The sequence below is a fragment of the Candidatus Neoehrlichia procyonis str. RAC413 genome (assembly GCF_000964795.1).
GTDB classification, from domain to species: Bacteria; Pseudomonadota; Alphaproteobacteria; order Rickettsiales; family Anaplasmataceae; genus Neoehrlichia; species Neoehrlichia procyonis.
Genome location: NZ_LANX01000001.1, coordinates 723,490 through 749,684 on the forward strand (window position 1 = coordinate 723,490; position 26,195 = coordinate 749,684).

Here is a 26,195-nt window from a genome sequence, read left to right on the forward strand (position 1 = left end):
AGTTTACCATTTTAAAATAATATTTATATTATAGTTAAGTTTGTATTTTCCATCTGACATTTTCTACTTAATTTTAGTTGTAAACATAAAAATAACTTTTTTATAATATATCTTCAACTATAATGCTTTATTATACTAAGCCCCTTCTACTGTAGAAAAATTACACCATACACAAATATACTATTTAAAATAGTAACTAATTATATAGCTAAATTAGATATTAAATAATTTCCTTCTATACCACTAATTTGTACATCAATAACACTTCGCAAACTAACATCCCGGTTATAAAATTTTACTAATGCAAAATTTTCCGCCCTACCAAGACCTGCCTTTTCAACTACAACACTTTGTGTTGTATTAAGTAAAGTGTTATATAAAATATTTAACCTCTTTTTGCCCAGATCCCTTAAGTGCTTTGCCCTTTCTTTTTTTACATGCATTGCAACTTGAGGCATCCTAGCAGCAACTGTTCCTTCATTTTTTGAATACGGAAATACATGCAAATAAGATATATTTGCTCTTTCTATTAAATCAATAGTATCACAAAACATACTATCAGTTTCTGTAGGAAATCCTACTATAATATCTGCACCAAATACTACATCTTTTCTTAAACTTCTTACTTTATCACAAAATTCTAAAGCTTGATTTCTGCTATGTCTACGTTTCATTCTTTTTAGAATAATATCATTTCCTGATTGTAAGCTCATATGCAAATGAGGCATAAACCTTGGTTCACTTTCAATAACATCAAAAAGGTCTTCGTCTATCTCTGCAATATCTATTGACGATAACCTTAATCTTTGTAATTCTGGAACTGATTTTAATACTCTTTTAACCATCATGCCAAGTGAAGGTTTACCAAAAATATCCAAACCAAAATCTGTAATATCTACACCTGTAAAGACAATTTCATTATATCCGTGTTCAACAAAAACTTTTACTTGATTTACAATATCATGAACAAGCATCGAACGATTATTACCTCTAGCTTTAGTAATCACACAAAATGTACATTGATGATTACAACCATTTTGTATTTCTATAAAAGCTCTTGCTTTATCAGCAAATTTCGTTAATTCATGAAACTTAGACCAACCAACATTGTCGACATTACTAACACTAACAATATTATCGTTGATATAACTTTCATATTGTAACTTATCTACATTACCTAATACTTTTATTACTCCAGGCATATTTGCATATACCTCTGGATTTAGCTGAGCAGCACAACCTGCAACTATAATTTTAATGTCAGAATTATTCTTATAAAGCTCACGTATTTTATGTTTTACCTGACGCTCAGCCTCATTAGTCACAGCACAGCTATGAACAACAGTAACATCTTTTAAATTTGCGACTTTTAAATTCTTCTTTATGATCTCACTTTCATAAAAATTTAACCTACATCCAAAAGTAAAAACTTCACTCATTATATAACATCTTATTTATATCAAATAACTTTTAATCTGACAAAGCTAGCTTATAGTTTCAATTTTTAACTCCATCTTCTTAATAATGTCAGAACAATATTCATATAAGCTCTTACCTCTCTCATAAAGCTGCATACTTCTTTCTAAACTTATACTACTGTTTTCAAGTTCCTGTATTATTATTTCTAACTCATGCATTGCACTTTCAAATGTTATATTACTATCATTAGAAATAGACATTAATTAATACTTCACGTATATTAATTAATGCTATAATATATTTTTTCTCAGGTTATCACAAGTGTTAAATAATGAAATACTAGCCAAGATATATAAACCAACCAAAAGCGTAACACAGTCTGGCACACAAAAATCTCAAATGTGGAGATTAGAGTTTTATCCTTCAAATACAAAATATATCGAACCACTTATGAAATGGGTAGGATCCAAGGATACACTTCAGCAAATACAATTATCATTTACAACAAAAGCACAAGCCATTGCGTATGCAGAAAAAAATAATTTTAAATATATAATACTACAGGAAAATTTTTTACAGAAAAAAAATAAATCATACACGGAAAATTTCATAAGAATTAAAGGTTTGTAAAAAAAATATATCTACTTTGTTTACAGTATAAATAATTTTTTATAATCAGTTTATTTCTATAGTTGTAAAATAATTAAAACTTATGTTAAAGTAATATCCTAGCATTTATCGCAGAAAGCAGTTGATCATGTTTCTTATCCTACTACTGAAAGTAGTGCCATTATATATAATATCACTTGCAGGATTTATTGCAGGTAAATTGCTACAACCGCACAGCCAAACTATTGCAAAGTTATTATTTTATATTATGGGTCCAATCGTTGTATTTTTTGGTCTATCAAATATAATTATAGATCCATCCGTTATTTCATTACCATTACTAACATGGTGTATCTGTTGCATTGTGTCATTTATTGTATATAAAGTATCAGCCTTAATTTTCAGAGATAATACAAGAAATATTTTAGCATTTAGCTCTGGAAGTTCAAGCATGGGTTTCTTTGGACTGCCAGTAGCACTAGCACTATTTGATAATTACACTGTATCATTATACCTCTTGTGTTATGTAGGTATGTTACTTTTTGAAAATAGCTTTGGCTTTTATATAGCAACACAAGGATTGTATACGGTACAACAATGTATAAAAAAGTTATTAACTCTACCGGCCTCTTACTCAGCAATTTTAGCACTTATTTTTAGCTACTTTAAAATACCTATACCAGAATTCCTATTTCATACCGCAATTAATATAAGAAGTACATATATGGTACTTGGAATGATGTTATTGGGAATAGCAGTAGCAAATATAAAAGTATTTCGTATTGATTGGAAACTCATTTTTTTAACAATTATAATTAAATATGTAGCATGGCCAATCTTTATTTTAGGCTTAATTTTTATTGATAAATCAACTCTCCGACTATATAACCATGAAACATATAAAGCTCTAATTCTATTAGCTGTAATCCCAATATCAGGTACAGGAATAATGCTAGCAACTATGCTCAATTACCAACCTGATAAAGTAGCAATAATGTTACTCACCAATACAATTATAGGATTATTTTATGTACCTATAATGATATCCTTACTACTTTATTAGCAATAAATAGTAACCACATTTAAATCAAAGTATTATTAACAATTATTATGTAAAAGACATATTTCCTTATAAATAATAGATGTACTTAATGTCTCTTTATGCATAAACATACATTGTGATCTTCGACTCGATTCATACCTAATAGTATAAGTTAATTGCTACTGTTTGTGTGTGTAAATATAACTAAAGATTATTTTATCAAAACAATCTAATATATAAATAATACACAATAGCATAGCCCCATAAAGAAATTAAAATACTAAATTATAGTCTACTACCACATAAATAACAGTATTATTTATTAAAAAGACAAACCTGATTTAATCAAATAACAACTCCATTATTCACTATAATACTCCCCCCCCCCTATTTAAAACTTTCCATAAATTACCAACACTATTGATAATAACAATCTTATTTATTATCATATGATATATATAAACAATATCACCATATAATTGAGGTTATATATTCTAGTGTATTTCAGTTATGCAATAAAAACATTACTTTTGAAGTACCATGCACGCGTTCATTCAATAATACATATTGTTCAGAAAAAAAAACCTTACAATCTTTTTTTACTCTTACAATAACTACGCTACCACTTTTGCACCAGTTAAATTGTGCTAAAATACTAAGAGACAAATCTGCTAATTTAACATTGTTATACGGAGGATCAATGAAAATAATGTCATACTGCTTTATAGCAGTAGACAATCTTTCCACATCACAACATACAGTAATAACTTGATCTATTATATCTAAAGCTGCAGCTGTTTTCTGAACTAATTGTAAGTTATTATAACTTATATCCACCATATATGTACTTTCTGCACCACGAGATAATGCTTCAAAAGACAATATGCCACTACCACAAAATAAATCAAGAATACGCATCCCCTGCATTGAAACATATGAACGCATAACATTAAATATAGATTCTCGAATTATAGAAGTTACAGGCTTTGCATCTAGCATACTACTAGTAAATATTTTTCTACCACGATACTTACCTGCAGTTATGCGCATCATACCTATTAATACCTTTCAACTAGATAATTTTTATACAATTGAGACATTAACTGCATACTTTTTATACCTAGCTTCTTCATAGATATATTCTGCCTAATACTGTTTATCTCTTTCTCATCAAGATCTTGCTTATTTCGGAAATCCTTTGCTTTTACCTCACAAAGTATAATAACATGTTCCTTACTGTCGGATGAGAAATGAATTATGTTACCAACTTTTGCATTTTGTAACAATGCTTGTAATTTTGTAGACAAGTCTTTCACTTTAACAACAACATCAAACGCATTACCTAACTTTAACTCTGAAACTACCTTATTAAAAGTAAGACAATCCGCTTGAGAATTCTGCAATTTTGTTATCGTATTTAACTTATTTTTATCTTTATCATCAAATAGCACTTGCTTTAAAGTTACTTCACTATGCATAAACTTTCTACTAATTTGTACTTTATCTAGCAATTGAATTATTAAGTAACCTTGTACAAATTCTATAGGATCTATTACTTGACCTACATTTGCCTTTACTAGATTTTTTTTGATTTTGTGATCAAGTAAATTAACACTAATACTAACTTTATCTATACTAATATCATAAGCTTTATAGCGATTTTTAATATCACTAACACTTACATTATTACATAACTCTTTTAATATTACCTGAACAATATCTTTTGATTTAAGTGGAATAAATACTTGATTTAAGCTAGCAATAGTTTCAAATTTATCAGATTTACTCTCAGCAATATAACTTTCAATTTCGTCATCAGAGACATTAATATATGGAATAACCTTCAACAATAAAATTTTATCCCAAAGTATCTTAGATTCCAAATGACGCAACACTGTTTTATAATCTAAGTCATTCTCTTGAACATAAGAAAACAAACTCGTGTCACCATCTGCTCCTATAAGTTTCAGTATTCTATTAATAGCTTCTTTCATATCTTCATCACTAACAGAAATTTTTAAATTTTTTGCTTCTCTACGCCATAAAGCCTCATCTATTAAAAATTTTAAAGACATATCATAAGCTACTTTTCCATCAACTTTATATAACAACTTATCAATTTTAACTCTCTTTTCTACATCCAAGCTAGATATTAACTCATCATCAACAGTAGCTACTACTTTAACACCAGTAAAACCATCAACGTAATAGAATAATACAGCAAAAACAATACACAATTTTACAAAACGTAGCATACATAATTACACATAATTTTATTTGTTAATATTAGAACAAAATAAGTTAATGTCAAAAAAATCTTTATAGACCGAATATTCCTATTCCTTGTCTTACAAATACAACAGAAATTCTTATATAAGAGATTAGAAAATTTACTACTTTTATTCAATAAAAAACAAAGGGCGAATGACCAGGATTGAACTGGCGACCCTCAGTGCCACAAACTGATGCTCTACCAACTGAGCTACATCCGCCATTAGCTCAATGAATTATCACACTTTCACCATGATATCAAGCATAATCCTCAAATTACAATAAAAACATTAACATCCATAATATAACTACATTTTTCCTTTCTAAAATCCCCATAAAAACACAAAATCTTTTATCAATCTTCCATTATATAAAAATATAACGATCAATTAAAATATAATCCCCCCCCCCATCAATATAGATTTAAAATGCAACATAATTCTATATTTTATAAAAAAATGCTAATATTAAAAGATTAAAGAAAATCATAAATGTAATAATCTTGCGATTTTATATAACAATAAATTAACAAGAAATTTTTTAATACACGTACAATAACGCATAATAATATACCTTTTGTTAACATCAACAAAAATTATTTAGCACAATATATAATGCTCGTAATACAATAATAAGAATTTAATTTTATAAACATCATAAGCAAACTTTTCATTAATCCATAACAAAATGTATAAAGCTAATAAAAAATTTTCAGTTTATAAGCATGTTAATTCTTTTTCTATAGAAATGATTACCAAAACTACTCATTATGGCGTATACAAATAATTAAATACATATTAGTAACAGAATTATCAACCACCGCTATTTTAACTAGATTATACTAAAACATTTATTTGTAAAATATATGCTAATTTACTTTAAGAACACTCATAAATTTAATCTAAGAAAAATTCTCTATCACTTACACAGATAAAAATTTATAAATAACACCAAGTAACATTTAATGAATTCACACTACATTGTAACTTTACAAATAAACTTATAGCACTTATGCATTAATTTATTTTACATTATCCGTATTAAGTCTTCTCATTATCTCTTTCCTTCCTATTAACGGTAACAATTTTGCAAGTTCTGGTCCCTTTGACAACCCTGTTAGTGCTAATCGTAATGGCATAAATAAATCACGTGCTCTAAGGTGAGTACTTTCCTTAATTTTTTGTATCCATATGCCCCATGTATCTTCATTTAACTCTTCATTAGGCAACAGGCTCCTTGCCAAATCTATAAAATCTTTATTTACAGGATCAATAATTGGAATAACATTTTTACTACATATATTAACCCAATTTTTTACATCTATAAGCTTCTCTACATTATTACATATAGAATACCAAAATTCTGCAGAATTAACACCAAGCTCATTTAACCGATCCTTTATTTGATAAAAAGGCATCTTATGTAAAACTTTAGCATTAAGATTAATTAAATCCTCTATTACAAATTTACTAGAAGAATGACTAAAATTTCGAATATCAAAATTATTTATTAAGCTTAACATGTCTGTCTGAGCTTCTACCATGCAAGATGTACCTATTTTTGCAATATAACTATTAATCGTCATAGGCTCTATTCCATTATCTCTAAAATACTCTATTGCAAATCCACCAATACGTTTTGACACTTTTCTATCACCAAAATGCAAAAGAGATAAATGTCCAAAATTAGGAATTTTTGCATTGAGATTATTTATCATATAAATTTGTATAGCAGTATTACTGATATGATCCTCACCACGTATCACATGTGTTACTTGATAATCTATGTCATCCACAACAGAAGGTAACATATAAGTATATCTACCGTCTGTTCTTTTAACAATAGGATCACTAATATTTTTAGTATTAAATGTTACTTTTCCCCGCACTTCATCTTGCCAGCTAATAATCGTAGCTTTATCAATTAAAAGTCTAAAATATGGTTTTCTAGAACCTCTTTCTTCTTCAGTAATTTTTACTACACTACTATCATAAATAGGAGGTAATCCTGCCTTTAATTTTACCATCCTTTGCAATTCAAGTTCTTCTGGTGTTTCATAACAAGGATAAATTATCCCTTTATCCAATAAATAATGAAATATTTCATCATAGCGAGCAAATCTAGAAGACTGTCTAAAAGACATATCCCAATCAATAAATAACCAGCTTAAGTCATCCTTAATTTTTTGGATATACTTATCGTCTGACCTATTTATATCTGTATCATCAATTCTCAGTAAAAATTTTCCACCTTGTTGTCTCGCATACAACCAACACACCAATGCTGTTCTTATATTACCAATGTGTAAATTTCCTGTAGGGCTTGGAGCAAATCGTGTAATCATTTATATATTGTTACTGTAAGGTACTTTTTAGAATAATTAAATTTTTTTCAGTTTACTAGTATTAATTTTAATTATAAAATTAGGTTATTTACTTTTCACCACAATGATATGCGTTCTTTTTATGTTTACAAAAATAGTTTACAACATGTCCTTTTTGTTAAGGATGGATTTTCTTTCACAGCATTCTTGTTTACATTCTTCTTTACTATCTCTAAAAAATTATGGCTCCTATCTTTAATAGCTGTTTGCGTTCCAACGTTAAATTACGCTGCATGCTATCTTGAAGTTATAAATATAACATCATTCATAATAATTCAGTTTATTTTTACGTTATATATCGGATTATCTTATTCCGATTGGTATCAAGCAAAACTTAAAAAAAATGGCTATAAAATGATAAATGTTATTTTCGCACAGAATGTTGTTCATGCTAAATTAAGATTTTTAAATAACACTTCATATTAATGAAAGCTATAGAAGATACTTTCTAAAAAAGATAACATATTTTAAAACATAAAAAACTTAAGCATAACAAATTTACTTATCACTGATGCTAATTTTCTTTATTGGTATACCAAAAAGGAGTATCTATCAATGGTGTGCTTTGTACAGCAAAATTTCTTTTTGGTATAATACCAGCATTATATGCTATAATCCCTGACTCAACAGCATACTTAAAAGCCAATGCCATACTTTCAGGACATAATGCCCTTGATATAGCACTGTTTATTAGTACTCCATCAACACCTGTTTCCATAATTTTCACAGCATCTGATGGTCTACCTATACCCGCATCTACAATAATCCTTATATCCTTATATCTACCACGAAGTAATTGAAGATTATAAATATTTAGAACCCCACATCCAGAGCCTATTGGCGCAACACCTGGCATCAAAACACAACAACCACAATCTATCAACTTTTGGCACACTACTAAATCATCTGTACAATAAGGAAACACTTTAAACCCTTGATTAATAAGTTCTTTTGCTGCTTCACATAACAATATTACATCTGGATGTAAAATATAATCATCTCCTATTAATTCCAGTTTAATCCATTCAGTAGAAAAAATTTCTCTTGCCATTTGTGCCATTAACACTGCATCTTTGACCGTATGACATCCTGCAGTATTAGGAAGGATATAGCATCCACTATTTTTCACTATATCCCAAAAACTACTACCACAATTTTTATCTGGCATTTGCCTAGATAACGATACTGTTACCACTTCAGTTTCAGAACTTTTTATAGACTTAGACAATATACTTGGAGAAGAATACATAGCAGATCCCAAAAGTAATCTACTTTTGAGTTTAACACCATATAAATCCCATATAAATCCTTCCTTTTTACTCAGCGTCATCTATCTTTTCTCAGTCCATATATATTAAAATAAATCCTTACATAAAAACATATTATTTTTGAAAATATACTCAAGCACATTTACATCTAAACAAAACCCTAATGCATAATTTCTCCTCCCCCTTTATTTATAATAAGTAATTACTTGTTATCACATTAATTCCTAAATTACCTTAAGTATTAATATTATAATTAATATTCCATAAATTTATTTATGTAACATTTAGTATTGTATCAAATACACTTTCTTTACGTTGAAATACAATATTATATTATTCTTAATATATATACCTATATAAGAGACTTCACAGTTTATTAACACTTACAAAAACAATTAAATAATAATGTTAAAGTTTTCTGCATATAGAAATAAACATACCCATTATATTCAAAATATTTACAAAAAATTAATGGCTCCTATAAATGACTCGCTACTTTTAAAAACAACGCATACAAATTTTAATGTACTTTAACACATAACCTTACTTTATATTTCCAAGTAGTCAATACTACTAAATATTTTATATATACCAATAATATGTTGAAGATACATATAATACACAACATTAACCCCCTTGCATAGGATATACTATATCTACAACATCCCCATCCTTTAAATACACATTTTTATAGCAAGTCCTAGTTATTAATTTGTTGTTTAAAGCAACTGCAAATGCAACTCCTGTATCATACTTACTTAATATTTCTAGTAAAGTCGTATTTAATGGTAATTTTTTACTCTTATTATTAATTTTTATACTAATCAAGAATTATCCTCCACTAACATCAACATAGTATAGTTGCTATTTCTATAAATATACTAAAACCTTGTTTATATAAAACAATAATTATTTAGACATTGTTAATAAAATATGCTAAATATAGCATACAATAGAAGGTAAAGCTATGCATAAGAGATATACTCTTCAAAATAAACTGATATTGCATAATTCTAGCAGCAATATACAGTATACCTTTCATACACAACAATTTAGGGAATTAGTAGTATTCTTGTCTAATAACAACTCTATAATACTACTATATAAGATATTAAACAACTGTTATACTATAGATTATCAGTCAATGCCAAGTCATTACTATATTCAAGCTTTACATTATAATTTCGACAATATACACACTCCTAGTCAATCAAGTGAACACTCAAGAATATGGTATCAAGAACTACTATATAGAATATATCAGAAAATGGCCTATCCCAATACTCATACAGAGCACATTCACAGTATGATTAATATAACCATCTCAAAAATAAAAAATGAAAAATTAGCACAAGGTAAAACACATTACCTCTATAAAAAGATAAATAACACGTTAAAAGCAAACACTAAAACCTTTACCAATAAACTAACATTACAAATACTCATTCAACATACCCAAGAAATGCTTAATGATTTATTTCAATATTTTTCTATTAATAAAAACAACACTTTATGCACTCTCCTTATGTTTTATGGAATAGATATACAAAAAATCCATGCTATAACCCTACCTAAAGACCCTACATCTATTGTCATACTTCAACTATATAATGAAGCCAAAAACATATCATCCACTACTATATCTTATACAAAAAATTACTTTCATAATTCTACACATGACAATCTATCAGAATTAGACTATCAAATTCAAATTGCTACCACAATTGTAAATCATATCACAGCTTTACAATATAAGAAAAGGCAAAGAAAGTTATTCTTAAAATGCAAGCATCCATGGTATTATGTATTATTAAAACAATTTTATAAATTTACAATTACAAAAATAAACATTTCTATCACTGAATTAAAAAAGATAGACTACATATTTGAAGAAAGCATCAAATATGGAGATTGTATAACATTTTTTAGCAACTTCAATAACATAACAAAACAACATAATAGTATTTTTTCATATAACAAAACACTTATTAAAAATATAAAAAAAATAGAAAACTTATACCATTGTATTTCTTTTGATAACTTTATAAATGATATAGAAAGATATAAATCCATTGATACTATACATAAGCATAATACAAATGATTTTAATAAAAAAAACAAAATTGCAAGTTACAGTAAATTATGTAAAGCATTTATAAGAAAAAGCAAAAAACCAATTATTTCAATAAAAAAGCCCGAATTAACTACAGTAATCACGTCACAAATAAAGCCTTTCAAAAGCTTACTTAGTAACAATACACACAACAACATTCATCATAATAACTGTAACTATAACTGTAACTTAAACAAATCTTATAAATCAAAATCATACTCAATAGACAACTTAAAACCACATACAAAAGACCTTGTTAAAAAAGCATTTTTCTCATCACTCAACAACACTACACATTTACACAGCAAATTTTACGTAGAAAAACCATCACACCGCACTTATAATACGGCTAGTAATTCTTATGATTTTAATAGTAATAAAGATTCACACAATAAATCGAAAAATAAATCATTAGCACAACTATCACATACTTGTGCTACTATCGATCATCATACAACACAAGATAACCATACCAAACTAAATCACTATTTTAACCCAAGTACTACATCAATGTATCGAAAAATAGTAGATTATACAAATAAATCAACTATTAACAAAAAATTAAAGCATCTTTACACAGTAACAATATCACAAAAAAGACAAAGTAAATTTTATGTAGAGACACCAACATCACACTCTGCTTATAGTAATACAGCTAGTCATTCTTATAACTTTAACAGTATAAAAACTTACACAAAAAATCATTAGCACAACCATATACTTAAGCTACTATTCATTATTAGACAATATAAAATTACCCATATCCAACCAAACCACCTTCTAAATCTAAACCCATACCAATGTACCGTATAATATACAAATAAACCATCAAGAATTAAACATCTTTACACAGTAACAAGACAAAGTAAATTCTTTAATAAATATCTAAATACTTATTAAAGCTTAAACAAATAATAAAAAATATAAATATAATCAATACAAAATCATATAATACATAAAATATGTTATATATATTACAATTCAGCATACATATAATATATTAAACAAATAAAATTATTAAACTCCTACTATATCAAGTAACAAATTATTATTAACTAATATTAACTCCTATTTATATGATGCTCTAAAATAGTAAAATCACTTATTCATGGTTATATAATTAAGATCTATTAAATATATTTAGCATTCTCGGGTTAACATATGCAACCCCAAACTATAGCATATATAGCAATACAGTTTAGTAAGCTATTTTTTACTTTAATTATACCTTAGGACATACATGACAAACATCGTTACACGCATAATCGCTAATTTATACAAATTTCAAATTAGTGAACATATTTCTTGTGAAAACTATTATAAATTCACAACACATTAATATTCTAAATTTATACTTGAATTCAATATAGACTTAATATAAACCTACAAGTATTAGATTTATAAGATACTTGTATCTTATACAGAAACAAAAATACCATCTATATTCATAAAGCATTATTAAGTCCTTTGTAACAACATAATATTATTCTAAAAACATCAAATACTCTAGTCTATTTCAGTGATAAGTAACACAAGACTTTAGAATATTAAATTCAAAAACAATAAATCCCTTTTACACACACATAAATAATAAAACTACATTCAAAAATATTTAAATATCTTTAATATTATCTACTAACACACTAATGCCATACAAAAACATTCATCATACATGCATCAAATTAAATTAACTTTTAAAATTAGTAAATACTTGATTTTCATAAAAATACTCGCCCATAAACAAGCTTTCTTTATACAAAATTATACAACATTCATTTCCTTTAATTTACAGTATAAGTACAATACATTTCATATTTTGAGAATATAGCATACATATCATATTTAAATACAGTAATTATACTATATAGCGTAATACACTCATCAAAGTACTTTATCCTACTTTATAATCTTAACCAATTATAATTAAGAGAAACTATTGCTTACTTCACAATACACGGCAAAACAATTCCTTTCCTTATAATATAGAACTTGAAAAAAATTTTCAGTTTCAGGCATATTTATAATTAACTATTGAACATCCTCAACAGCTTGAATATCAGGGATATAATAGCTTAGCATACTGTATATTCCTTCTTTTAAAGTAACAGATGCACTCGGACATCCAGAACATGCTCCCTTTAATTTTACAAAAACTACACCGTCCTTATACCCTCTAAACTTTATATCCCCGCCATCCTGTGCTACTGCTGGTTTTATATAATTTGTAATTAATTCTTTAATCTGAGTTACCTTATCCAAATCATTAGCATCAAAAAATTCTTCTAGTTCTTTTTCAACATTTTCCCCATCATTAGCCAAAGAATTCTTAGAAAAAAAATCTAACATTATTGCTAATATTTCTGGTTTCAAAAGTTCCCATGCTATATCATCAGATTTTGTCACTGAAATAAAATCACTACCAAAAAAGACCTTTTTTACGTTAAATATTTCAAATAAAGAACTTGCTAAGGGAGATTTATAAGCATTTTCATTATCAAACTCAATAGATTCACCACTATTTACTGTAACACCAGGTAAAAACTTAAGAGTATTAGGATTTGGTGTATTCTCTATCTGAATAAACATGAACAAAACCATTTGCAAAAAAATAAATTTCAAGATTATAATATATTAAGACCTAGGATAAATCAAGTCATGTTGTTTATATTTATAGTAATTTTCTGTATAATAGGGGCATTGTTCATTTTTCCTATAATTTCACTATTCATATTTTTCCTAACCAAAAAAAATAACATTATTTATATGAGTCATATCATAACTCCGATGATGAATAGATTTCTCAATGAAATTCATAATCGTAATCATAACACAAGCAATAATATGTCAGTAAATGAAGCATTAGAAATATTAGGATTGCATAGTAAAACAAGCAATGAGCAAATCAACATAGCATACCATAAACTTATGAAATCTGTTCATCCAGATAAAGGAGGCTCTGCATATTTTGCACAAAAACTTAATCAAGCACGTGATACATTACTTAATTCACATACCAACACACAGTAAACAATTATTAGAACTAGAGAACATATATACTAAATGTCTTCATAACTTTATTGAAACCCATTTTCTAAACTATTCAAATAATACTCTTTAATTTACTTTATATGTAATTAAAGTATCTTTACACTTTAAATACTAAACTCTTTTTAAATAACATGAACCATTTTAATAATCATTAAAGCTAATGCCACTCTTTAGCTTATGTTTGTTAGCCTCTATTTGTTTAATTTATATATATTTTTTAACAGATCTCTACTGTTATAATTAGCAATTCCTTGTTACATACGCCTTTAAAACTTTTAATATATACTTCCATATTTATTTACACATTATCTTTTGCCATTACAATTCACTATTAACTATTCATCATCTCAAAAAAGTCATTATTATCTTTTGCTATACTCAATTTATCCCTCAAAAATTCCATAGCTTCTATAGATCCCATTGCCGATAACAATCTCCTTAATAACCACACCTTCTTTAAACATACATTATCTATCAACATATCTTCTTTTCTTGTTCCAGATTTTGATATATCTATTGCTGGATATATCCTCTTATCCGCTATCTTTCTATCAAGAATTATTTCACAATTACCTGTACCTTTAAATTCTTCAAAAATGACCTCATCCATTTTTGATCCTGTTTCTACTAATGCTGTTGCTATTATTGTCAGTGATCCACCTTTCTCTATATTCCTTGCAGCTCCAAAAAATCTTTTTGGCCTTTGCAATGCGTTAGAATCTACTCCTCCTGTTAATACCTTACCAGACGATGGAATCACTGCATTATATGCTCTTGCTAACCTTGTTATCGAATCTAACAATATTACTACATCCTTTTTATGCTCTACCATCCTCTTAGCTTTCTCTATAACTATTTCTGCAAGTTGCACATGTCTATACGCAGGCTCATCAAATGTAGAGCTTACTACTTCCCCCTTCACTGACCTTAACATATCTGTTACTTCTTCCGGCCTTTCATCTATTAATAATACTATTAATTCCATATCTGGATGATTAACCGATATTGAATGCGCTATTTGTTGTAATATTATTGTCTTACCTGCTCTAGGTGGAGCTACTATTAGTGCCCTTTGTCCTTTCCCCAAAGGGGCTATTATATCTATAGCTCTCATACTAATATCCTTTTTATCCTTACCTATTGTATCACTACATTCTAACAGTATTCTTTCCTCCGGATATAACGGTATTAAATCATCAAAGTGTACATATCTTTGCAATTTCCCTATCTCTGTAAAATTTATATTATATGCTTTTACTAATGTAAAATACCTTTCCTTATCACTTGGCGCTCTTATTTCTCCATTAACTATATCACCTGTTCTTAAGTTAAATTTCTTTATTTGCCCTACAGATATATACACATCATCACTACTTGCAGCATAATTAGCTTCTGCAGATCTTAAAAACCCAAATCCATCAGGTAATACTTCAACAACTCCTCCTCCTATCGCTATACCACCTTCACTCACTACTTTCTTCATTAAATGAAATATTATCTCTTGCTTAAGCATCCTACCATTACTAACAACTCCTAACTCTTCTGCTATTATTAACAACTCCTCAGTGCTCTTCTTCTTTAGTTCATTAAGACTTAAAACCTTTGATAGTACCTCACTTTCATTAGCGGAACTTTGTTCCTTTACAACTCCTTCTTCTATAGTAATATCCTTCGTAGCTTTACTTACAGATTTTCTCTTTTTTTTATCACTATTTAGCACAATAAATCCCTTCCCATATTATTTTAATAACAATAACTCATTCTATAACTACATCTGGCATACATCATCTTAATTAATTAATACAGGCAACTTGATTATTAAAATACTCAATATAGTAATCATAAATCCACTAAACACCACTTTAAAACAAACCATTTATAAGATTATATGATGATGTAAATACAAATTCCCCGTATAACATAAATTAATTCCAAATAAATTATCTAATATGCATTTATTACATAATAAATAATCGCTTTATCACTTGGGTGTAAAATCAACTACTTAATCTATAAGATGATTTTCCAATGCATCTTTTCTAATATTTTGTACTCTTCGTTCTCTTTCAACTATCATTTGAGTTCTCATAATTGCTTCATCAAGAGCCTCTTGTGTACATAATCCCAATAGCACCGGATCCCTAGGCTTAATATTATTTGAGTTCCAGTGTTCTTTATTCCTTATAGCAGCTATAGTTGCTTTTGTAGTGCCTATCAACTGCGTTATTTGCGCATCTTGCATATCTGGGCAATATTTTAAAATCCAACATATCGCATCTGGTTTATCCCTACGACGAGCAATAGGAGTATAACGTACTTTTCTCTTTTTAGTAGATTTACTATTAAATCCCTTATATGCTATTAACTTAGGAATTCTATTGGGATCACTTTGACATTCCTCTATTTCTTCCTTTGTAATTTGACCCATCGCAACTGGGTTACAGCCTATAACACCCTTTGCCACCTCTCCATCAGCTATACCTTTAACTTCAAGCAAATGCAAATTGCAAAACTTTGCTATTTGTTCAAAAGTCAATGTAGTATTATCAACTAGCCATACAGCCACTGCTCTAGGCATCAAAGGAGTTTCCTCGTATGATGACATAAAAATCCCCAAATAAAACTTAAACAAACTCAATTTCAATCAGTAGACTAATATTATTAATAATCTATTAATTGAAAATAACAAGGAACTTAACAACAACTTACAGCTAATTTGTATATTACATTAAATAAATGTCAAGATTTTTGCTAAATTTATTATAAAGGTGCCTACACATTCACCCACTCCCAAATGAGTTGCATATTTATCACTTATGTTTTTCTTAATGAACATATAACTTTTATGATAACATATGACTATTAATTAACTTATTTAATGATTAATGTAAACAACATTTCAATTATACTTGACATCGTAAAACATTAATGTATAACCTTGTTAGGTGCTTTATATTGCAAAGTTGAGTTTTTTATGCCAAAATTAAAAACTAAGTCTTCTGTTAAGAAAAGGTTTAAGGTTACAGCTAGTGGTAAAATTAAAGCTACTCAGTCCACAAAAAGGCATGGAATGACAAAAAGAAGTAGGCGTAGCCTAAGAGTTCAACGCGGTATGTCAGTACTCAATAGATCAGATGCATGTATTATTAAGCTTTTTATGCCTTATAATCGTTAAACAGGGGTGTATTCAATATGGCAAGAGTCAAGCGTGGTGTTACAACAAGAGCACGGCATAAAAAAATCATTAAATTAGCAAAGGGTTATAGAGGTCGCTCTAAAAATTGCTATAGAATAGCCTTACAAAAAGTAGAAAAAGCTTTAGCTTATTCCTATCGTGATAGACGTAACCGTAAGCGTGATTTTCGTAGGATATGGATAATTCGTATTAATGCTGCAGCAAGGCAGTACGGTATATCATACTCTAAATTTATTAAAGGATTATCCCTAGCAAATATTAACATTAACAGACAAATACTTGCTGATCTTGCAGTAAATAATAAAGATAGCTTCAAGCAAATTATAGATACTGTTAAAAATTTTTAGGCTTGGTAATGTTGCCTGAAAAAATGCACAATTTAAATATTGAAGCAACAGCTCGTATTTCTTCTAGTGTTTCCCTAGAAGAATTGGAAGCAACTAGGGTATATTATTTTGGCAAATCTGGAGTTTTAAGTTGTTATTTAAAGCAAGTCTCGAGTATTTCAGATATAGAAAATCGTAAATTTATCAGTAGCATAATTAATCCTATTTGCAGTAATTTAAAACTCCTAATTCAGAAACAAAAAGAAAAGCTTTTTCAACAACAAGCTCATAATAAACTAATGCAAGAAAAGGTAGATACTAGTTTACCAGTAAGACCAAAATTATATGGTAAATTGCATCCCATATCTAAAGTACTAAATGAAGTAAAGCATATCTTTTTTTCGTTAGGATTTCAGCTAGCAAGCGGTCCAGAACTTGAAGATGAATTTCACGTATTTGATGCTTTAAATACACCCAAGCACCACCCTTCAAGGAATGAAAATGATACTTTTTACTTAGCACAAAAGATAAATAATAAACGTATTGTGCTACGTACTCATACATCTTCTGTGCAAATTAGAGTTATGGAATGCAGCAGTACTTCCTTCCCCATAAAAATCATTGCACCTGGTAAGGTATATCGTAACGATTGGGATACAACTCATAATCCAATGTTTCATCAAATTGAGGGATTATATGTTGATCGTAATGTAAATATGGGGCATTTAAAATATTGTATTAATTATTTTCTTTCTCGTTTTTTCAACTCAAATATTAAGAGTAGATTTAGAAATAGTTTTTTCCCATTTACTGAACCATCAGCTGAAGTTGATATCCAACAAGATAATAAATGGATAGAAATCTTAGGATGTGGTATGATACACCGCAACATACTAAAAAATGTCAATATTGATCCTTATAAATACAATGGCTTCGCATTTGGAATAGGGATAGAAAGAATAGCAATGTTAAAATATAATATAAGTGATCTTCGCACATTTTACGAAAACAGATTACAATGGATAAATCATTACGGATTTAATTTTACCGATGTTGTTAAATGATACCCGTTATTTTAAGAAAAAGGGAGTAATAATAACAGGATCAGCAACCAGAATAGGTAGAGCAATAGCAATGTTTTTAGCTAGCAAAGGGTACGACATAGTCGTTCACTACCACACTTCTAAAAGTCAAGCCCTTAACCTTAAAAAAAATATAGAGGAATTATATCAAAGGACATGCTTAATTTTGCAGGCAGATCTTTTAAATTTTGCAACACTACATCACATAATTGATCATACTTTTCAAATAATGCCATATTGTAATAACTTAATAAACAATGCTTCTATTTTTTACCCTCATACATTAATGCAATGCACTGAATTAGATTTTGATCAAAATTATCATATACATGTAAAAGTTCCTATGTTCCTTACACAATATTTTGCAAAAAAATGTCATACAACTGGAAACATTGTTAATATAATTGACAGCAATATCACACATAACAAGAGTAAATATTTTACATACATGTTATCAAAAAAATCCCTAGCTGACTTAACTAAATTTACTGCCACTGAATTAGCACCAAGAATCAAAGTTAATGCCGTATGTCCTTCAGCAGTTGATGACAACGTACTAGAGAGCATTTTTCTAACTCAAATAATGCAAAATAATATTTTAAAAAATATCCTAAAAAAAGTATATAAACTAGTAAAAATTAACAACAATATTACTGGAAAAATTTATTTTTCATAACATGGATTACATAACTAATATGCAAAATAAATACATTTAGTAAGTATTAATTAAATTATTAGAAATCATTTTACATAAAAAATTTCATAATTAACAATGTCCATACCTACATAAAAATATACATTTTTAATAAAGCTATCAGAAAATTAAGAAAAGAGTATCCGCATGTTACTACAAAATAATACCCATTATACTGGCAATATAGATGCATATAAAACAGTTTACTATATATTTGCAAGGGATAATATATGAAACCTTAACAAAAATTAAAGTGTGTATAATATATCTCATAAAATATATTTAAAAATATCCTAGAAAAAATACAAAAATTAGTAGATGCTAAATACATAAACTTACATAATAATAATAATAATGATAGATATCGTAATATTAGCTGCTGGTAATAGTAGTAGGATGCAATCTGATGTTCCTAAAATACTATACAAGCTCGGTAATTTTCCAATAATTGAACATGTTCTGCATTGTGCCAACCTATTAAAACCACATAATCTTGTCATAACAATAAATCATAATACAGAAGATTATATTACCTCAATTCTCCAAAAATGCAATTTTAACTCACAAATTACCATTCAAGATAAAAAACAAGGAACAGGAAATGCAGCAAAACTAGCTTTATCAAAAATTAACAATTCTAGCCAAAAAATTGTATTAATATTATATGGAGATACTCCATTAATTACAACTGATACTATCCACAAAATGATTAACCTACTACAAAATTCAGATAATTCCATTGTTATACTTGCATTCAAATCAAATAATACTCAATATGGAAAAATCATTACCGATAGTAATAACACAGTATTACAGATTATCGAAAAAGAAAATTTTAATACTAACATAAATTTAAACTTGTCAAATTCTGGTATTATGATTGGATATAGGGATACAATATCTGATTTGCTTAACATTATCCAACATCGCGGGGAGGAACTCTATCTCACAGATATAGTTTTCTCAGCAACACAAAATAAGTTAAAAGTAGGGTGTATCCTATCAAGTGAAGATGAAGCCATAGGCATAAACACAAGGCACGACTTGGCAATGGCAGAACAATATTTTCAAAACAGAAAAAGGAATTTTTTTCTCCAATCAGGAGTTACTCTTCTTGCACCTGAACATGTTTTTTTTTCACTTGATACACAAATTTCAAATGAGGTAATAATACATCCTTACACAATTTTAGGACCACAAGTTAACATAGAATCACATGTAGAAATTTTAGCTTATTCATATCTTGAACAATGTTATATCAAAGAAAATGCCATTATTGGTCCATTTGCACGTATTAGAAATAATACCACCATAGAACAATTTTGTAATATAGGAAATTTTGTTGAAATAAAAGAAAGTACAGTTAATAAAATGAGTAAAATCAAACACTTAAGCTATATAGGAAATTGCACTATAGGTGAAAATAGTAACTTTGGGGCTGGAACTGTTATATGTAATTTTGACGGTCATACAAAACATCATTCCGTTATAGGTAACTATTGTTTTATTGGTGCAAACAGCACTCTAATCTCTCCTATTAACATTGGCAATTATGCTGTAGTTGGTGCAGGCAGCACAATAACAGAAGATATACCCCAAAAAAGCTTAGGAATAGCAAGAAAAAGACAAACCATAAAACAAAATTATAATAAAAAATAACTCTTCTCTGTATATTCTTGTCCCCGCAATAGCATTTTAAAGTAAGTACACTTGTAAAGTAAATAATGCTTTTTATGACCAATATGCCTCAGTAATAATTATACTACGTAATATTACATCATTCATAAATTATTACATAAATATCAAAAATTAAATCTTTTTAACTACAAAAAAGCATTAGTTAAATTATAATGTATAAGCATTTTATTAACATAAAACGTTTTTTAACTACCATAATGACAAATATTTTATTATACTTACTACAATCAAAAACATATAATAGCTAACTAGAGTAAGACTAAAACATGATAATCGATGAAAAATTGTTAAGCATATTAGTATGTCCTGTAACAAAAGGTAAACTACATTACAATAAAATTACTAATGAACTAATCAGTGAGGATGCCAAGTTAGCTTTTCCCATAAAAGACGGTATTCCTATAATGCTTATTGATGAAGCACGTAAATTACAGCAATAGCTACAAATTATAATAATTTCAAATTTAGTAAAGTATATTTATTTAGCAAAGACATCAAAAAATTAATTAAGGATTTCCATAATATTTTTGACTAAGAATGCAAATACAATATACAACAATAAATATGTAACATCCTTATAAAAATAATAAAAGGGCTTAATAGCTTTTTCACGTAATAAACAATATAGTGCTTACACTTCTATTTAGCTACAAATAAATAAGCACATAAATACTTTTCTATAATTAGTAAAAAAACTTACTTTAGATACTATTTGAATAATGGCCGTGGAAAAATAATTGTAAAATATGCATAATTATTAATGGATACTCAACTTTAAGATAATATTACTTAATATTTTATTTATTATTATTAATTTACGTTAGAAATTTATTAATTAAAGTTCATTATCACACATTATCATCTTATATCATAAAAATTTTTTATTAAGTGCCATTAAAAATTCTAACCCATTAAAAAAAACGCTACACAAAATATATATATAACTACAAGTACTTCTTACCAATCAATATAAATATCTCTTTCTTTTATTACACTAAGTGCAACATAAGAGATAACAGCCCAAAACATTACATACAATGCTGGAGCAATCTTAATGTCTGTAATACGTATTAACCATGTACATACCAGCGGTGCCATACCTCCTGCAATTGCTGAAGAAATATTTCTTGCCAATCCAAAGCCCGTATACCTAACATTTGTAGGGAACAACTCAGACATCGCTGCACTTGAAGGGCCAAGTGTTGCAGCAAAAGGTACAGTAAATAATATATATCCAATCACTATATATATATAACTACCTTGATTTAATGTCCAAAATACAGGAATACTAACACAAAATAACCCTATTGATGCTATCATCATAATTTTTCTTTTTCCAATAAAATCAGATATTGCTCCAAAAAAAACCGTTAAAACACCACATACACTTATTCCAATACCTGCTATTACATTCATAAAATTTAATTGAAGATCTACATGTGTGGAAGAGAGCTCATTAACAAAGTTAACAAAAAATACCATAAAAATATGAAAAGAGCAATTTTCAACACAATCTATACAAATAGCCAATAACAATGGTCTCTTATAATTCTTAAATAATGCCACAACCGGAAATCTTACAAGAGTGTTTTTTTCCTTATAAATATAATATGCAGGACTTTCTGAGTTTCTACACCTAATATATACACTAACAATTCCCATAAGCAATCCTATCAAAAATGGAATTCTCCATCCCCATACCAAGAAATTATCATCAGTAAAATAATGAGTGATAATAATAACCAGCGTAGCCATTAGAGATCCTATAACAGCACTTAATACTTCATAGCTACCAAGCAATCCATTATTTTTACCATTATTTGAATGCTCTATTAAAAAAGCAGCATTACCTGCTTCACCACCTAAAGAAACTCCTTGTATTAACCTACAAATAATCAATAGTACCGGAGCATATATACCTATACTACTGTAAACAGGTATTACCATCATATAAGCAATAGATATAGACATGGATATAATAGAAATAGTAAGTGCAGTTTTTCTACCATATTTATCTCCAATATGTCCAAAAATGGCTGCTCCAAAAGGCCTTGCAACAAACCCTATTGCAAATACACTAAAAGTTAAAATAAAACTCCAATACTTATCCTTTAATGGAAAAAATAAATTACTGATAATATTTGCTAAGTTTCCAACTAGCACATAATCATACCATACTAATGAATTACATATAATTGTTGAAATCACAACTTTCGTTACATTATTACAATTCACAACATCCCCTAAAAAATACGAAACTACCCTAAATAGCACAAAAACATCAACTTAATCCTTGCCCATATTATATTAGTATAAATAAACTTTTCGTATAAATATGCAACACTTATTAAATAACTAAACAACTGTTTTAGAATCCTATATTCAATATATTTAATAAATCAAAATATTAACTATCTTACGCTATTACTATTAATAGTATAACCCAACCAAAAGTATTCTGAGCTACGTTTTCGTATAAAATTATTTTTTTTCAATAATGGCAAAATAACTTGAAAAATAGACAAGTTGTTACTTATTAAGTTATCATTATTCTCGAATCACAAAAAGTATATACTATAATAAAGAATAAATTTTGCGTACATAAGAAACATTTATAAACAAACATAAAATGTAAAAATACTTTTACAAAAGCCTCAAAAAAATTATTCTTTATTTCACAATACCAATAAGTTATGTAGTAAAATATAATTTTTAATTTGACTCTATTTCTGATAAATGATAACCTGCAATGGTATATTAATTAAGTTATACAAATGTCTGTAAAAGTAAGATTAGCAAGATTTGGGGTTAAAAAAAAGCCTTTTTATAGGATAGTTGTATCTGACTCTAGAGTGCAAAGAGATGGTAAGTTTATTGAACTTTTAGGTTTTTATAATCCTATGGTACCACATGATCATATTAGTTTTATTAAAATAAAAGTCGATAGATTAAAGTATTGGTTAAGTGTAGGTGCACAGCCTACAGATAGAATTTCTTGGTTTATAAAAAAAGGCATTATAAATCTTAGTAACGAATTACAACAGCAAGTCAACTAACTTAGCCTAAATGTACGTTTTGTAATCTTTACTTTAGTTTTTTTTTACAAGCAGAAGTTGTATGTAACAAGAAATTATCGTATAAATACATAAAAACCGTAAACATAAAAGACAGTCCCTATTTTACGTATCCCTTTTAAAACAAAATTTACTAATTTAAAAGTAATGTAAAATCTTTGAGCCCTACTATATTCTATATGCTTATTGTTCTAAGCTATATACACTTATTAAGATTATAATAAACTGATTTACAGCACAGCATATTAAAAACATCCTATAAAATGTACAAGCCACCCTAAAGCACATGTCAAACAAGTTATAATTTACCCTTTATAAGACATAACTTATTACATTACTGCTTATTATAATTAAATTAATAATATACTCAAAGTTTCAAATATCCCTCTTATATGCACAATTAAATTCTACCCTAATATAGGTATTATTTCCAACCTTCTTCATCAGCAATTTTAACTGATTGTTTTAAATGACTTTCAAGTTCTTGCAAAGGAAGATCGCTTTCTTTAAATGTACCCCAAGATTTTAGAATATCTGAATAATCTACACCTTCTATAATAGGATATTCTTGATTAGCTTCTGCATAAATTTTTTGCGCTTCAGAACTTACCAAAAATTCTAATAATCTTATAGCGCTATCCTTATTTTTTGCATACTTCGTAACAGCACCACCACTAATATTTACCATTACACCCGTAGTATTTTGATTAGGAAAAAATATAGAAAGTTTTTTAGCAAATTGCTTATCTTTTTCTTGTTGTGAAGCAAGAATTCTACCAAAGTAATAACTATTTACTATTGCTATACTTCCTTCACCAGCAGCTACCGCATAAATTTGATCAGTATCGCCGCCACTAGGTTTTCTTGCCATATTATTTACTAATCCTTTTACCCATGCTCTAGTATTTTGCTCCCCGTTATTTGCTATCATAAACGCAATTAAAGATTGATTATATGGATTGTTAGAAGATCTAACTAAAATTTTATCTTTCCATCTTACATTTGAGAGGTCTTCATATGTACTTAATTCCTTACTATCAACTAATTCTTTATTATACACTATAATTCTTGCACGTTTGGTTAGCCCAAACCAATATCCCTTAGCATCCCTATATTTCTGTGGTACAGCTTTATTAAGTATCTGTGAATTAACTTCTTGCAAGAGACCATTCTTCTTTGCCAGAATTAAATTTACAGCATCAGCCGTAAGGAATACATCTGCACGACTATGAGATCCTTCACTCTCCATTCTAGAAATCAATTGAGCAGCCTCATCATTAATATAACGTACTTTAACTCCCGTTTTTTCAGTAAATTTCTGAAAGAGATTACGTAGCAATTCCTCTTTACGAGAAGAAAAAACATTTACTACGTTTTCAGTATCAAAACGATAATTTTTATATAAAAACGCCACCACTACACTTATCACAATTAGAAATAACAATAAGCTAAAAAACCTACCCATAAAACAACCCTTGTTCATAACACTGCTATATAACAACAAATACTAAATAAAATAGCAAATATAAAAAACATCTATAAAAGCTAATCTATGCCTCAATAAATATATTATTGAAAAAATCACTATTTTTTTTACATAACTTACATTTATTACGTATCATATTCATCAAAAGACTATTCTTTTAGAAGAAAGAACTTATTCATCCTTACCAATAAAAGGATAGCAATCCTATACTAGGATACAAATTTATACTATAAATTACAAAAATATATATTAAAAGCATTTTTATTTAAAATAATATTTTAATACATGTACATTTTTTATATTTAAAAAGAAATATTTCATCCCCTAATTTTGTTATCAACAATGTGTAAATGCTATTTATTATATTTTAATCTGCTTATCCTTTTAATTTATACATTTCCTCCAACACCTCCTACGCTAAAGATTGTGATCTGTTAAAAAAAAGTTTAAGGACATATCAATTTACTAACTACAGCTCATTTTAAC

General features: G+C 27.9%; 24 protein-coding genes and 1 tRNA gene. 12 read left to right on the forward strand and 13 right to left on the reverse strand.

The window, feature by feature from the left end; all coding sequences use genetic code 11:
• Nucleotides 1-200: 200 nt before the first annotated feature.
• On the reverse strand, nucleotides 201-1,439 hold the full coding sequence (mtaB, locus tag NLO413_RS02645) for a tRNA (N(6)-L-threonylcarbamoyladenosine(37)-C(2))-methylthiotransferase MtaB (protein WP_045808972.1): 1,239 nt from the start codon (nucleotides 1,437-1,439) through the stop codon (nucleotides 201-203).
• Between the two features lie 45 nt (nucleotides 1,440-1,484).
• Nucleotides 1,485-1,679, reverse strand: coding sequence for an exodeoxyribonuclease VII small subunit (gene xseB / locus NLO413_RS02650; protein WP_045808973.1), 195 nt, complete (start codon nucleotides 1,677-1,679; stop codon nucleotides 1,485-1,487).
• A 61-nt stretch (nucleotides 1,680-1,740) separates the two neighbouring features.
• On the opposite strand from xseB, the gene NLO413_RS02655 reads away from it, so the two are divergent.
• Nucleotides 1,741-2,049, forward strand: a complete 309-nt coding sequence (locus tag NLO413_RS02655; protein ID WP_232295907.1) for an ETC complex I subunit — start codon at nucleotides 1,741-1,743, stop codon at nucleotides 2,047-2,049.
• 127 nt (nucleotides 2,050-2,176) lie between these two features.
• Nucleotides 2,177-3,091, forward strand: coding sequence for an AEC family transporter (locus tag NLO413_RS02660; RefSeq protein ID WP_045808974.1), 915 nt, complete (start codon nucleotides 2,177-2,179; stop codon nucleotides 3,089-3,091).
• Nucleotides 3,092-3,574: 483 nt separating this feature from the next.
• Here NLO413_RS02660 and rsmD read toward each other — a convergent pair whose 3' ends face one another.
• The 4 genes from rsmD to gltX all read right to left on the reverse strand — a co-directional run bounded on the left by rsmD (nucleotide 3,575) and on the right by gltX (nucleotide 7,685).
• A complete protein-coding gene (gene rsmD / locus NLO413_RS02665) occupies nucleotides 3,575-4,123 on the reverse strand; it encodes a 16S rRNA (guanine(966)-N(2))-methyltransferase RsmD (RefSeq protein ID WP_045808975.1) in 549 nt (182 codons plus the stop codon).
• A 5-nt stretch (nucleotides 4,124-4,128) separates the two neighbouring features.
• Entirely contained in the window at nucleotides 4,129-5,325 is a 1,197-nt protein-coding gene (locus tag NLO413_RS02670) for a SurA N-terminal domain-containing protein (RefSeq protein WP_045808976.1), read from the reverse strand.
• 164 nt (nucleotides 5,326-5,489) lie between these two features.
• Nucleotides 5,490-5,562 (reverse strand) — tRNA-His (locus tag NLO413_RS02675).
• An 800-nt stretch (nucleotides 5,563-6,362) separates the two neighbouring features.
• A complete protein-coding gene (gltX, locus tag NLO413_RS02680; RefSeq protein WP_045808977.1) occupies nucleotides 6,363-7,685 on the reverse strand; it encodes a glutamate--tRNA ligase in 1,323 nt (440 codons plus the stop codon).
• 108 nt (nucleotides 7,686-7,793) lie between these two features.
• Here gltX and NLO413_RS04930 point away from each other — a divergent pair, with 108 nt between their 5' ends.
• A complete protein-coding gene (locus NLO413_RS04930; RefSeq protein ID WP_045808978.1) occupies nucleotides 7,794-8,150 on the forward strand; it encodes an Erum7620/ECH_0207 family putative T1SS effector in 357 nt (118 codons plus the stop codon).
• Between the two features lie 88 nt (nucleotides 8,151-8,238).
• On the opposite strand, the gene NLO413_RS02690 is transcribed toward NLO413_RS04930, so the two are convergent.
• Nucleotides 8,239-9,027: a thiazole synthase gene (locus NLO413_RS02690; RefSeq protein ID WP_084229853.1), complete on the reverse strand. Its 789-nt coding sequence runs from the start codon at nucleotides 9,025-9,027 to the stop codon at nucleotides 8,239-8,241.
• A gap of 592 nt (nucleotides 9,028-9,619) precedes the next feature.
• Nucleotides 9,620-9,820: a sulfur carrier protein ThiS gene (gene thiS, locus NLO413_RS02695; protein WP_045808980.1), complete on the reverse strand. Its 201-nt coding sequence runs from the start codon at nucleotides 9,818-9,820 to the stop codon at nucleotides 9,620-9,622.
• A 139-nt stretch (nucleotides 9,821-9,959) separates the two neighbouring features.
• Here thiS and NLO413_RS02700 point away from each other — a divergent pair, with 139 nt between their 5' ends.
• Nucleotides 9,960-11,813, forward strand: a complete 1,854-nt coding sequence (locus tag NLO413_RS02700) for a hypothetical protein (RefSeq protein WP_045808981.1) — start codon at nucleotides 9,960-9,962, stop codon at nucleotides 11,811-11,813.
• Nucleotides 11,814-13,133: 1,320 nt separating this feature from the next.
• Here NLO413_RS02700 and NLO413_RS02705 read toward each other — a convergent pair.
• Nucleotides 13,134-13,691, reverse strand: a complete 558-nt coding sequence (locus tag NLO413_RS02705; RefSeq protein ID WP_045808982.1) for a NifU family protein — start codon at nucleotides 13,689-13,691, stop codon at nucleotides 13,134-13,136.
• 177 nt (nucleotides 13,692-13,868) lie between these two features.
• Here NLO413_RS02705 and NLO413_RS02710 point away from each other — a divergent pair, with 177 nt between their 5' ends.
• Nucleotides 13,869-14,132, forward strand: coding sequence for a DnaJ domain-containing protein (locus NLO413_RS02710; protein WP_052690407.1), 264 nt, complete (start codon nucleotides 13,869-13,871; stop codon nucleotides 14,130-14,132).
• A 352-nt stretch (nucleotides 14,133-14,484) separates the two neighbouring features.
• Here NLO413_RS02710 and rho read toward each other — a convergent pair whose 3' ends face one another.
• Both rho and NLO413_RS02720 read right to left on the reverse strand, forming a co-directional pair.
• Complete coding sequence (gene rho / locus NLO413_RS02715; protein WP_232295925.1) at nucleotides 14,485-15,813, reverse strand: transcription termination factor Rho; 1,329 nt, start codon at nucleotides 15,811-15,813, stop codon at nucleotides 14,485-14,487.
• 345 nt (nucleotides 15,814-16,158) lie between these two features.
• Nucleotides 16,159-16,758, reverse strand: coding sequence for a cell cycle transcriptional regulator TrcR (locus tag NLO413_RS02720; protein ID WP_045808984.1), 600 nt, complete (start codon nucleotides 16,756-16,758; stop codon nucleotides 16,159-16,161).
• A 369-nt stretch (nucleotides 16,759-17,127) separates the two neighbouring features.
• On the opposite strand from NLO413_RS02720, the gene rpmI reads away from it, so the two are divergent.
• The 6 genes from rpmI to NLO413_RS04805 all read left to right on the forward strand — a co-directional run bounded on the left by rpmI (nucleotide 17,128) and on the right by NLO413_RS04805 (nucleotide 21,589).
• Nucleotides 17,128-17,328: a 50S ribosomal protein L35 gene (gene rpmI, locus NLO413_RS02725; RefSeq protein ID WP_045808985.1), complete on the forward strand. Its 201-nt coding sequence runs from the start codon at nucleotides 17,128-17,130 to the stop codon at nucleotides 17,326-17,328.
• Nucleotides 17,329-17,345: 17 nt separating this feature from the next.
• The gene (gene rplT / locus NLO413_RS02730) at nucleotides 17,346-17,696 is read left to right on the forward strand and encodes a 50S ribosomal protein L20 (RefSeq protein ID WP_045808986.1); all 351 of its coding nucleotides are present in this window, start codon (nucleotides 17,346-17,348) and stop codon (nucleotides 17,694-17,696) included.
• An 8-nt stretch (nucleotides 17,697-17,704) separates the two neighbouring features.
• Nucleotides 17,705-18,739 (forward strand): phenylalanine--tRNA ligase subunit alpha, encoded by a 1,035-nt coding sequence (pheS, locus tag NLO413_RS02735; protein WP_045808987.1) that lies wholly within the window; start codon nucleotides 17,705-17,707, stop codon nucleotides 18,737-18,739.
• Nucleotides 18,726-19,433: an SDR family NAD(P)-dependent oxidoreductase gene (locus NLO413_RS02740; protein ID WP_045808988.1), complete on the forward strand. Its 708-nt coding sequence runs from the start codon at nucleotides 18,726-18,728 to the stop codon at nucleotides 19,431-19,433. The genes pheS and NLO413_RS02740 overlap by 14 nt, the downstream gene beginning before the upstream one ends.
• Nucleotides 19,434-19,805: 372 nt before the next feature.
• On the forward strand, nucleotides 19,806-21,110 hold the full coding sequence (gene glmU / locus NLO413_RS02745; RefSeq protein ID WP_045808989.1) for a bifunctional UDP-N-acetylglucosamine diphosphorylase/glucosamine-1-phosphate N-acetyltransferase GlmU: 1,305 nt from the start codon (nucleotides 19,806-19,808) through the stop codon (nucleotides 21,108-21,110).
• Nucleotides 21,111-21,418: 308 nt separating this feature from the next.
• Nucleotides 21,419-21,589: a Trm112 family protein gene (locus NLO413_RS04805; RefSeq protein ID WP_084229855.1), complete on the forward strand. Its 171-nt coding sequence runs from the start codon at nucleotides 21,419-21,421 to the stop codon at nucleotides 21,587-21,589.
• Nucleotides 21,590-22,106: 517 nt separating this feature from the next.
• Here NLO413_RS04805 and NLO413_RS02750 read toward each other — a convergent pair.
• Nucleotides 22,107-23,423, reverse strand: a complete 1,317-nt coding sequence (locus NLO413_RS02750; RefSeq protein ID WP_232295908.1) for an MFS transporter — start codon at nucleotides 23,421-23,423, stop codon at nucleotides 22,107-22,109.
• Between the two features lie 500 nt (nucleotides 23,424-23,923).
• Here NLO413_RS02750 and rpsP point away from each other — a divergent pair, with 500 nt between their 5' ends.
• A complete protein-coding gene (rpsP, locus tag NLO413_RS02755; protein WP_045808991.1) occupies nucleotides 23,924-24,205 on the forward strand; it encodes a 30S ribosomal protein S16 in 282 nt (93 codons plus the stop codon).
• Between the two features lie 442 nt (nucleotides 24,206-24,647).
• Here the strand turns inward: rpsP and NLO413_RS02760 are convergent, their stop codons facing one another.
• Nucleotides 24,648-25,688: a Fe(3+) ABC transporter substrate-binding protein gene (locus NLO413_RS02760; protein ID WP_045808992.1), complete on the reverse strand. Its 1,041-nt coding sequence runs from the start codon at nucleotides 25,686-25,688 to the stop codon at nucleotides 24,648-24,650.
• Nucleotides 25,689-26,195 lie beyond the last annotated feature (507 nt).

Excerpts from the sequence above, each read along its gene's own strand:
- mtaB (WP_045808972.1), bottom strand. The coding sequence starts at position 1,439 with ATGAGTGAAGTTTTTACTTTTGGATGTAGGTTAAATTTTTATGAAAGT.
- xseB (WP_045808973.1), bottom strand. The coding sequence starts at position 1,679 with ATGTCTATTTCTAATGATAGTAATATAACATTTGAAAGTGCAATGCAT.
- NLO413_RS02660 (WP_045808974.1), top strand. The coding sequence starts at position 2,177 with ATGTTTCTTATCCTACTACTGAAAGTAGTGCCATTATATATAATATCA.
- rsmD (WP_045808975.1), bottom strand. The coding sequence starts at position 4,123 with ATGATGCGCATAACTGCAGGTAAGTATCGTGGTAGAAAAATATTTACT.
- NLO413_RS02670 (WP_045808976.1), bottom strand. The coding sequence starts at position 5,325 with ATGCTACGTTTTGTAAAATTGTGTATTGTTTTTGCTGTATTATTCTAT.
- gltX (WP_045808977.1), bottom strand. The coding sequence starts at position 7,685 with ATGATTACACGATTTGCTCCAAGCCCTACAGGAAATTTACACATTGGT.
- NLO413_RS04930 (WP_045808978.1), top strand. The coding sequence starts at position 7,794 with ATGCGTTCTTTTTATGTTTACAAAAATAGTTTACAACATGTCCTTTTT.
- NLO413_RS02700 (WP_045808981.1), top strand. The coding sequence starts at position 9,960 with ATGCATAAGAGATATACTCTTCAAAATAAACTGATATTGCATAATTCT.
- NLO413_RS02705 (WP_045808982.1), bottom strand. The coding sequence starts at position 13,691 with ATGTTTATTCAGATAGAGAATACACCAAATCCTAATACTCTTAAGTTT.
- NLO413_RS02710 (WP_052690407.1), top strand. The coding sequence starts at position 13,869 with ATGAGTCATATCATAACTCCGATGATGAATAGATTTCTCAATGAAATT.
- NLO413_RS02720 (WP_045808984.1), bottom strand. The coding sequence starts at position 16,758 with ATGTCATCATACGAGGAAACTCCTTTGATGCCTAGAGCAGTGGCTGTA.
- rpmI (WP_045808985.1), top strand. The coding sequence starts at position 17,128 with ATGCCAAAATTAAAAACTAAGTCTTCTGTTAAGAAAAGGTTTAAGGTT.
- rplT (WP_045808986.1), top strand. The coding sequence starts at position 17,346 with ATGGCAAGAGTCAAGCGTGGTGTTACAACAAGAGCACGGCATAAAAAA.
- pheS (WP_045808987.1), top strand. The coding sequence starts at position 17,705 with ATGTTGCCTGAAAAAATGCACAATTTAAATATTGAAGCAACAGCTCGT.
- NLO413_RS02740 (WP_045808988.1), top strand. The coding sequence starts at position 18,726 with ATGTTGTTAAATGATACCCGTTATTTTAAGAAAAAGGGAGTAATAATA.
- glmU (WP_045808989.1), top strand. The coding sequence starts at position 19,806 with ATGATAGATATCGTAATATTAGCTGCTGGTAATAGTAGTAGGATGCAA.
- rpsP (WP_045808991.1), top strand. The coding sequence starts at position 23,924 with ATGTCTGTAAAAGTAAGATTAGCAAGATTTGGGGTTAAAAAAAAGCCT.
- NLO413_RS02760 (WP_045808992.1), bottom strand. The coding sequence starts at position 25,688 with ATGGGTAGGTTTTTTAGCTTATTGTTATTTCTAATTGTGATAAGTGTA.